The following is a 10,377-nucleotide window of genomic DNA, read 5'->3' on the forward strand; positions in this document are numbered from 1 at the left end:
GTAACACACATAACGCGAGCGAGAATGTCCAATTCGTCTGGCTATTCGGGACCATCGGCTTTTTTGTCCTGCTGCTGGCCTGTATCAATTTCATGAACCTGAGCACTGCCCGCAGCGAAAAGCGTGCAAAGGAGGTAGGCATCCGTAAAGCAGTGGGCTCCCGGCGTACGCAGCTGGTAAGCCAGTTCTTCCTGGAATCTTTACTGGCAGCCTTTCTCTCATTTGCCTGCTCCTTACTGCTGATATTATTGTTGCTGCCGCTCTTTAACCAGGTGGCCGGTAAGGAAATATCTGTTTCCTGGGGAAATCCCTGGTTCTGGAGCGCCTGTATCGGCTTTGTTATGATCACCGGTATAGTGGCCGGCAGCTATCCTGCGTTTTACTTATCTGCTTTTAAACCGGTAAAAGTATTGAAAGGCACCTTCAGGGCCGGCCCTTTTGCAGCAGTGCCCCGCAAAGCATTGGTGGTGCTGCAGTTCACCGTTTCTGTTATTTTAATGATTGCCACCATTGTAGTGTTCCGGCAGGTACAGTTCACACAGAACCGCCCTGTCGGTTACGACCGGGAAGGATTGATCACCATCATTATGCGCACCGCCAATTATCACAACAGCTTTGCCGCTATGCGCAATGAGCTGCTGTCAGCCGGTGTTATCACGGAAATGGCTGAATCCAATACGCCGATCACGGAAAATGATCATTATGATGATTCCTTTAGCTGGGAATGGGAGGGAAAAGACGCCGATAAGAAAGCAACTTTTAACACCATAGGCGTAACTGCTGAATACGGTAAAACCGTAGGCTGGCAGCTAAAGGCGGGGCGCGACTTTTCAGCCAGCTTTCCTGCAGACACCTTTGGATTGATCTTAAATGAAACTGCGGTCAGATACATGGGGCTTAAAAATCCCGTCGGTGAAGTTATAAAATGGGGCAATAAGTCTTTCACGGTATTGGGTGTTGTAAATGATGTGCTGATGGAAAGCCCTTATGAACCTGTAAAACAAAGTGTTTTTCATATCAAGGCAAATGATGACGGTGGCATTCTGAATATCCGGCTTAATCCAAAATTAAGTCTTACCACTGCGTTGGCCAGGCTGCAGGCCGTGTGCGCAAAGTATTCCCCGGCAGAGCCGTTCAGCTACCAGTTTGTAGATGATGATTATGCTTCCAAATTTGAGTATGAAAAACGTATCGGCAAGCTGTCTGTGTTCTTTACGGTATTGGCGCTTTTCATATCTGCCCTGGGATTGTTTGGCATGGCCTCTTTTATGGCGGAGCAGCGTGTAAAGGAAATAGGTATCCGCAAGCTGTTGGGCGCTACGGTATTTAATTTATGGAGCCTGCTGTCAAAAGATTTTGTGATCCTGGTGATCATTGCGCTGTGCATTGCCACACCTGTTGCTTATTATTTTATGCATAACTGGCTGCAGCATTACACCTACCGCACTAATATATCCTGGTGGATCTTTGCCCTAACCGGCGGCGGCGCTATCATCCTTACATTATTAACCGTAAGCTATCAAAGTATTAAAGCCGCATTGTCTAATCCCATAAAAAGTTTAAAGACCGAATAGCTGTAGCATCAAATACCATCAAATACCAAAGGCCCCGGCGGAATGTTTTAATCCGCCGGGGCCTTTGATGTCCTCTATTCGTAACGTGTTAAATGTCACCAGGGCTGGATAACCCCGGTATAGCATTATTCATTATTTAAACTAAAACCTAGTGCACTAGCCTCTTTAATATTTAAATCCTTTGCGTTTGAACATCCACAGGTTACGCCATCCATCGCCCTGCTGGGCCAGCGTTAGCTCATTTGCATTCAGTGTTACTATCACATACGTGATCTTGGCGCCGTAGCTGATATCAGAACCCAGGATCTTGATGGTTTTATTCAGCGTGTCCAGCACGAATAAACTTTTCTGTGTACCCTTGGGTGTTACCTTGGTATAATTAGCGGCGCCTTTCAGGTCAAAGGTCATTTCATCTTTATCTACCCCCCAGGAAATAACATCCGCCGGTGTTGGCTTCCACCATTCCGGCGCAGTAGCGCCTCCGGAGCCATTGCCGTAAGGTGCGCCGCCGGGTGTGTCCATAGCCCATACCCAGGTTTTGCCTTCTTCACCATTAGTCAGCAGGTTCCACATCGGGCTGCTGAAAAAATTGGGATCGTTCTGTGTTACCGTTATCTTGGCAGAATCCTCTACCGGACCGCCACCGCTATATGCCACGAACTTAATGTAATAGGTACCGGCAAAAGGAATGTTAATGGTATCCTTTGCTTTGTTGGAAATGCCGGTGCCATAATCCCAGAAGGGTATAATGCCCTGCGTTTTATTTTCCAGGTACACTACATTATCATGCCCCTGTTGCTGCGTTACGGAAAATTGCAGGTCCTTGCTTTGCAAAGGTGTGGGCAGCAGATCCCGGTCTTCCCGCGGATCGCAGGCTGCCAGCGTACAAAGCAGCAGGCAGTAAGTGATGATATGATGAATATGTTTGTGCATATACTGTTTGTTTTGGTTGATCATTATTGATTCCAGCCTGCATTTTGTTTCAGGCTGCCGTTAGAAAGGTTCAGCTCCTGCTGCGGGATCTGGAAAAGTCCTTTTGTTTCCGGGCGGAAGCTTACACTGAACTGTGCATCGCTGCTGCTGTTGTCAATGGCCTGTTTGGCAACGGGCACTCCCTGCCGTAACAGGTCCCAGTAGCGGTGGCCTTCCAGCGCCAGCTCAAAACGGCGTTCATCCATGATCAGCTTTTTACCGGCAGCGCCGGGTGTTAATGTTCTGCGATGGTTCTGGTCCAGGAAAGCGCGGTCACGCACACGGTCATAGTATTGCTGCGCTTTGCCCAGATCACCGTCCAGGTTCAGCTCTGCACCCATCAGCAGCACATCTGCAAAGCGGATGGCTACATAATCGTAGAAGTTATCTATCTGGAAATCGCCGTTATAGTCTTCTGCTTTTAAGGCCATCATGGGCATGTATTTCTTCCACATAAAACCTGTTTTCTGCGGGTATACAGCCGGGTAGCTCAATCCTTCTGCCTCTACGGAAATAATGGAGGCGGCGCGGCGCGTATCGCCCGGCTCATAGGCTTCCCACAGCTTGGGGTTCACCGGGCCTGCGCCCCAGCCTTTGTAATAAGGCGGCACCGCATCATTACGGAAACCGATCATTACCTGCATACGGTTACCATCATGTTTATTCCAGTCGCCCAGGCCCTTGTAAGTGAACTTAATGGCAAACACTGTTTCCGCATTATCCTCACCGGCAAAACGGGAAAGGGCCGACTGCCACAGGCGGGGGAAAGAATCTATCAGCGCATAACCACTGGCATTCACTACATCATCTATATAAGCACGCGCTTCCTGTTTGGTAACGGTGCCGGCTATATCATTTTGTCCGTAATAACCGGTGTAGTATAGGAACACGCGGCCCAGCAGCGCTTCTGCCGCCCATTTGGTGACACGCCCGTATTCTGCCGGCGGAATGCCGGAGTAGGCGATGGCTGGCAGGTTTGCCGCTGCAAATTTCAGGTCGCTGGCAATCAGCTGGTACACTGCTTCCGGAGTGGCCTGCGGCACATTGTACTGCCCGGGTGAAAGAGGTGTGGTTACCAGCGGCACATTCCCGAACATACGTACCAGGTCAAAATAATAGTAAGCACGCAGGAAATGCGCTTCTGCCAGGTAACGGGTTTTAAGCGTAGTATCGCTGCCCCAGTTCACACCATCCATTTTGCTCAATACAATGTTAGCGCGGTAAATACCGGTGTAATACTTGGTCCAGTTATTCAGGTTGGTATTGTTATCGTTTTCAAAACGGTCCCACCTTTTCCATGGAATATCAGATTCACCGCCGCCGCCAAAACAATCATCACTGGCAATTTCAGTTACCAGCTGTATGTTGTCATAATCGCCGTACTGCAGCTCGTCATAAGCCGCTACCAGCGATTCCAGGGCGTCTTTTGGCGTTTTGTAAAATGTTTCATCCACCTTCCGGTCTATAGGTTCCCTTTCCAGGAAACTCTTGCTGCAGGAGATTGCGGTGGTTATTATAATAGCTGCTACAAAGATCTTTTTCATCCTAATGATTTTTCTTGGTTTACAGATCAGAACCGTGCGTTTACGCCCACAATTACTGTTTTAGGCTGCGGGTAAGTGCCCACATCTATACCGGATGCCCAGGGGTAAGGCCCGTAGCCCACTTCCGGATCCATGCCCTTATACTTTGTAAAGGTGAACAGGTTGCTGCCGGATACGTATAACCGTAACTGTTGTAAAGGCAAACGGGGGAACAATCCCTTTTTAAAATCGTAGCCCAGGTTAATGCTCCTTACCCGCAGGAAGGAAGCATCTTTCACAAACAGGTCAGAGGAACGTGTCCAGTTCTGGTTGGCATCATCGCCCATGGTCATACGCGGTAAGTGGTTAGAGGTGCCTTCACCATGCCAGCGGCCCAGTATTTCTGTAGTGTAGTTGCTTAAAGGAGCAGCGTAGTCGCGGATGCCATTAAACACCTGGTTACCGGAAACACCGTACAGGAATACGGAGAGATCAAAACCTTTATAGCCCAGGTTCAGGTTAATGCCGTAAGTCACGTCAGGATTGGGATTGCCGATCTCTGTTTTGTCGCGGCTGTCGATCACACCATCGCCATTCAGGTCTGCAAAACGTACGTCGCCGGGTTTGGCGTTGGGCTGTATCAGGCCGTTCTTGCCGGTATAGCTTTGTACTTCAGCTTCGTTCTGGAAAATACCTGCTGTTTTTAAACCATAGAAATAACCTACCGGGTGGCCCTGCTGCGTGCGGAATATTTCATCAATACCTACAAAGGGCACATTGGCATCGCCTACGATCACTTTTTCCGCATTGGGAATATCTATTACATCGTTCTTATTCAGGGTTACGTTGCCGTTAATACCAAAAGAAAGATCTCCAAACTGGTGGGTATAGCCCAGCGCTACTTCCACACCCTGGTTCTTTACGCTGCCGCCATTTACAGTAGGGGGCTTGGTACCGGCAAGGGCAGGCACCGGCACGGTAATGATCCAGTCGCGGGTGGTTTTGCGGTACCAGTCAAAGCTTACATTGAAGTCTTTTAACAGCTGTGCATCAAAACCCAGATCCAGCTGCTCGGAAGTTTCCCATTTCAGATCCGGGTTGGGCACACGGTCGGGAGAGGAGCCGGTGAATTTCACATCACCGTTGCCAAAGTAATAATCCTGGTTAACAGAGGTAATGGTGGCCATATACAGGTAGCTGGTAGTGGCAATATTATCATAGGCATATACTGCAGGCAGGTTACCATTACGGCCCCAGCTGGCGCGCACCTTCAAAAAGTTGAGCCAGTTGGTTTTCATAAATTCTTCATTGCTGGCCACCCATCCTGCGGAGAAAGCCGGGAAGTTACCAAAGCGGTTATTAGCGCCAAAACGGGTAGAGCCATCCCGGCGGAAGATAGCCGTGAACAGGTATTTTTCGTCGTAGTTATAGTTGATACGCCCAAAGTAAGAGAGCAGCGCATCCTCACTACGGCTGCCGTAGATCTGTTTGGTATCTTCATTCGTACCGTTGTTGATAATGCTGTGGTCCAGGTCTGCAATGGTCACATCTTCCTTATAGCCATTTACAAAAAATACATTGGTTTCATTGGCAGTGGTACCTACCAGCACGGTAGCGCTGTGCTTACCAAAATCGCGCTGGTAAGAAATGGTATTGTCCCAGTTCCAGATGCGGGTTTGGGTAACGCCCATATAAGCGCGGGAGTGCAGGTTCACTATGTTGGTAGCCAGGTCATATACCGGCGTAAAACGCGTATCGGTTGTGTTATTCAGGTCCAGGCCAAAATCACTGCGCAGCTTCAAACCCTTAATGGGCATCACTTCCAGGTAGGCGTTACCTACTACACGGTCGGTTTTGCTTTTGTTCTGGTTCTGGTAATCCATGAGGGCCACCGGGTTGGCTTCATCGGGATTAAAATTGGATTTGGCATAATTATCGGTAGAATCATATACCGGGAACAGCGGGCTTACATTCACAATAGGACGAATGGTGTTATTGTAAATGTTACCTACGCCAACACCTTTTTTATTGGAAAGGGTATAGGTAAAGTTCTCGCCAAACTTCACCACATCCTTATACATATAATGTTCAGAGCTTAAGCGGAAAGCCAGGCGCTCATACTGCGACTGTCCTTTAAAGCCAATGGTGCCATCCTGTTTCATGTAGGATACTGAGGATGAATACACCGATTTTTCAGAACCGCCGGACAGGTTCAGCGTATGGCTTTGTGTAGGTGCGTGTTTGTTGAATACTTCTTCCTGCCAGTCGGTGCCTTTGCCCAGCTGGTTGATCTGTTCTACGGAGAAATAGGGTGCGCGGTTGGAATTAATGGCTGCTTCATTCATGATGATGCCATATTCATGCGCATCCAGCAGCGGTAATTTACGGGCCGGGTTTTGCTGGCCGTAAAAGCCATCGTAAGATACCTGCATGTTACCTTTGCGGCCCTTTTTAGTGGTAACGATCACTACGCCGTTCGCTGCCCTGGCCCCGTAAATGGCTGCTGATGCAGCATCTTTCAGCACATCCATAGAGGCTACGTCGGTAGCGTTCAGGTAGCTGATATCTGCAACAGGCATACCGTCTACAATGTACAGCGGATCTGAATTGCCTATAGTACCGGTACCGCGTATACGAACTTTCATGGGTTCGCCGGGTTGTGCGGAGTTAGAAGTTACCTGTATACCGGGCGTTTGACCCTGCAATGCCTGGTCTACCCGCAGGGTATGGGTTTCTTCCAGCGCAGCCCCGTTCACACGGCCAATAGCGCCGGTGTTCAGCCTTTTCTTTTCTGTTCCGTAACCTACCACTACTATTTCATCCAGGCCGGTAGTACCATCTTCCAGGGCAATGGTAATGCTGTTACGGCCGTTTACCGCTATGGTTTGTTTGTTAAAGCCTATCAGGGAAATTTCCAGTGAATCGGTATCGCTCACCTGCAGGGTGAACTCGCCGGTGGCGCTGGTAACAGTACCGGTAGCAGTACCTTTTACAGCTACGCTGGCGCCGGGCAGCGGGCTGTTATCCTTTGCTGCCGTTATTTTCCCGGACAGCGGGTGTTTGTTCACCTGGGCGGCAGCACTGTGCCCGGCCAGTACCAGGGCCAGGAGCAGGAGGCTGTAAAGCCCGCGGGTAGAGCATGTTTTGTACGCATTTTTCATGTGAAACGCTTTTGAATTTTTAAAGGCCACGCCGGATCTTATTTCATCAGATCGCATTGTGAAACTTATTCGATGGTTCAAGCTGATTAAATATTGGTTGTAATGTTCCCTTATCAGGTGGCATAAGCAGGCAGGTAATGTGTTTTCATACTTTCGTGGTTTTAGTTTACGGGTAAAATAACGGCGCCGCTGCTATTGCAGCAGCACCGTTTGTTCCTGACCGTTATATAATACTACGTCTCGGGTAGTCTGGTTGAAATCAAGCGCAGCAGCCTTTTCAGGGCTCACCTTTATCACGCGGAAAGTTCTTTGCTGCAGCATGCCGGGGAAGCTGCCTTCCCGTTTGCCTATGGTAAGCTTTTGCGTGGCTTCATTATAGGAAACCGGTATGTTGCTGAACTGTCCCTGCTCATAATTATAGTTCAGGCCTTCATCTTCATAAAGATCAAACTGCGCGTCTTTGCCGGTGTATACATATAATGTGATGGTATCTGCCGGGCGTTCGCCGGTATATTGTAAAGCAGGGCCAATGGGCAGTATGCTGCCTGCTTTTACATACAGGGGCATACGGTTCAGCGGTGCATTGGCAGTAATGTAAGCGCCGCCATTTGTGTACTTTCCGGTGTACAGGTCGTACCAGCCGTTATTGGCAGGCAGGTACAAACGGCGTTCGCGCGCCTGGTAGGTGTATACCGGGTTTACCAGCAGGGAGGGCCCAAACATAAACTGGTCTTTAATATCCTGTACTGCAGTATCTGCGGCGAAATCCATCACCATCCCGCGCATGATCGTATAGTCATGATGGTAAGTAGCGCCTGCCAGTGAGTATATATAAGGCATCAGCCGGTAACGCAGCTGGTCGTAATACAGCATGGATTGGTATTCCGGACTGTTATCCGGCGCTATATTAAACATTTCCCGGTAGGGGAACTGGCCATGGCTGCGGAACAGCGGGCAAAAAGCGCCATACTGGAACCAGCGGGTGTTCAGCTCACGCCACTCCTGCAGGGCAGCTCCTTTAGGTGCAGGACTATCATATTTATCTTCTACATAAAAACCGCCAATGTCGGTGGTCCAGTAAGGCAAACCGGAAAGGGAAAAGTTAATGCCGGCGGGTATTTGCCTGGCCAGCTCGTCAAACCTGGAGGCAATATCGCCGCTCCAGGTGGCTGCTGCATAACGTTGTATACCGGCGTAGGCCGAGCGGGTAAGGATAAATACGCGCTGGTCCGGTTTGGCTTTCCGCTGGCCTTCGTAAATGCCGCCGGCATTCGCCAGTGCATACCCGTTGAAATACTGGTCTGCAGGGCCTAAAGCAGTAGGGTTCATCAATGCCTTGCGGTGTGTGATAGAAGCGTTGGATAAAACATCCGGCTCCGTAGCATCCAGCCACCAGGCATCTACCCCTTTACTGAACAGGTGCTTATCGATCAGGTTCCAGAACAGCTTGCGGGCATCGGCATTATAGGCATCGTAAAAAGTGGATACATAGCCTTTGCCTATCCAGTCGCGCTGCCGGTCTTTAATATTCTGTTTGTACAGCCATCCCTTTTCATCAAAGCTTTTATAGTTGTTGATGCCTTCGTAGAACTTAGGCCATACGGAGATCATGAAGTGGGTATGGTACTGGTTGTGCAGGCGGCTGATCATGCCTGCAGGATCAGGGAAGCGCGCTGCATCAAACTCCTGGCTGCCCCAGGCATCCTGTTTCCAGTAAGACCAGTCCAGCACAATATTATCCAGGGGGATCTTTCTTTTACGGAACTCGCTCACGGTTTGTTCTATTTCCGCCTGCGTTTTGTAACGCTCCCGGCTTTGCCAGAAACCCAATGCCCAGCGTGGCAGCAAGGTTGCGCGGCCGGTAATGGTGCGGTAACCGCTGATCACTTCATCTGCATTGCTCCCGTAAACAAAATAGTAATCCAGCTTTTCACCCGCTTCGGAGGTCAGCGCCCATTTGTTTTGCAAAGCAGCCGGCGTAGGGCTTAGCCATTTCAGGGATACAAAGGCCTGTGTTGATTCAGGGATCCACTGCACTTTCAGCGCATGCTGCTGTCCCTTATGTAAGTTGTGCTGAAACACTGTTGGGCCGGGGTTCCAGCCTTCACGCCACTTATCCAGCACCAAAGCGCCATCTACCCACACCTTAATATAACCGGAGGCGGTCATAAAAAATTTATGCAACCCGTCTTCAGCTGGTGATATAAAACCTTCCCAGGTAACCATTCCCCTATCCATGGGAAAAGCTGCGGGTATATTATGGAGGTCCGGCAAAAAAGTATAGTCGATCTTGTTCTCGTCCCGGCGCAGGTACACGCTATCCGGTTTGCGGCGGGAGGCATAGGTAGCTGTGAGCCCGCCGGCTTTATGATCTTTATTGTATAGGGTAAATTCACCCAGCTGCGCATAAGGGCGGTCATCGCCAAAACGTGTAATGGAATAGTTATCCCATAAAATGCCGTAGTGGCGGCTGGAGAGCAGGAAGGGCACGGCTGCAATGGAATTATACTGCGTCAGGTCCACATCCTGGTTCTTATAGTTCATTAACCCGGTCTGGTGTTGTCCCAGTCCATAAAACGCTTCATCTGCAGGGGATTCAAATACCTGCTGAATGCGGTACAGCGCTTTCCCATCAATATTTACGGGCGTAAATGTTTTACCGCCGGCAGCTGTTTCCTGCAGAATGGTTTGCCCATTGGCATCCCGAAAAGTTACCTCGCCTGTTTGCAGGGATACCGTGGCGGTGAGCGCGCTGGTTTTTAATGTTACAATACCCTCTTTTTCTTCAGAATCCCATTTAACGGAAGGGGAGCCGGTAACAACGGCCATCAGGCTGGGAGCAGTAGAAATGGCCTCACCCGGGCCGGCTGATACGTGAATGATCCTGTCAGAGACTACCTGTAGCTGCACCTGGCGTGCGCCATTCTTGGCAGGTTGCTGTAAGTGAATTAATAAACCGTCTTTGAGCCTTTCTACATTTCCGGCCAAACAGCATTGAAACCATAACGTGCACAACACAAACGAGACAAGTGTTCTTCTAATCATACGTGGAGAGGTTTAATTACGAATTAGTCAATTACGAATTACGAATGATGTACTTCAGAATTACTTGTGGTACATAAAAATGCGCAGTACCCAATTCGTAAT

General features: G+C 49.4%; 5 protein-coding genes. 1 reads left to right on the forward strand and 4 read right to left on the reverse strand.

The features are described 5' to 3' along the window. Positions 1-1,574: ABC transporter permease (locus VIM87_RS30415; protein WP_332000625.1), on the forward strand; the 1,574-nt coding region annotated here is incomplete at its 5' end. Between the two features lie 165 nt (positions 1,575-1,739). Here VIM87_RS30415 and VIM87_RS30420 read toward each other — a convergent pair. From VIM87_RS30420 to VIM87_RS30435, 4 genes are all read right to left on the reverse strand, one after another. After that, a complete protein-coding gene (locus tag VIM87_RS30420; protein ID WP_332000626.1) occupies positions 1,740-2,507 on the reverse strand; it encodes a hypothetical protein in 768 nt (255 codons plus the stop codon). Positions 2,508-2,530: 23 nt separating this feature from the next. Beyond that, on the reverse strand, positions 2,531-4,090 hold the full coding sequence (locus tag VIM87_RS30425) for a RagB/SusD family nutrient uptake outer membrane protein (protein ID WP_332000627.1): 1,560 nt from the start codon (positions 4,088-4,090) through the stop codon (positions 2,531-2,533). 26 nt (positions 4,091-4,116) lie between these two features. Next, positions 4,117-7,230 (reverse strand): TonB-dependent receptor, encoded by a 3,114-nt coding sequence (locus VIM87_RS30430; RefSeq protein ID WP_332000628.1) that lies wholly within the window; start codon positions 7,228-7,230, stop codon positions 4,117-4,119. A gap of 192 nt (positions 7,231-7,422) precedes the next feature. Next, positions 7,423-10,275, reverse strand: a complete 2,853-nt coding sequence (locus VIM87_RS30435; protein ID WP_332000629.1) for a TIM-barrel domain-containing protein — start codon at positions 10,273-10,275, stop codon at positions 7,423-7,425. Positions 10,276-10,377: the final 102 nt, after the last annotated feature.

The organism is Chitinophaga sp. (assembly GCF_036569125.1).
Classification (GTDB): Bacteria; Bacteroidota; Bacteroidia; order Chitinophagales; family Chitinophagaceae; genus Chitinophaga.

Bases quoted from the DNA above. Each gene is read 5' to 3' on its own strand.
- VIM87_RS30435 (WP_332000629.1), bottom strand. From the start codon at position 10,275: ATGATTAGAAGAACACTTGTCTCGTTTGTGTTGTGCACGTTATGGTTT.
- VIM87_RS30420 (WP_332000626.1), bottom strand. From the start codon at position 2,507: ATGCACAAACATATTCATCATATCATCACTTACTGCCTGCTGCTTTGT.
- VIM87_RS30430 (WP_332000628.1), bottom strand. From the start codon at position 7,230: ATGAAAAATGCGTACAAAACATGCTCTACCCGCGGGCTTTACAGCCTC.
- VIM87_RS30425 (WP_332000627.1), bottom strand. From the start codon at position 4,090: ATGAAAAAGATCTTTGTAGCAGCTATTATAATAACCACCGCAATCTCC.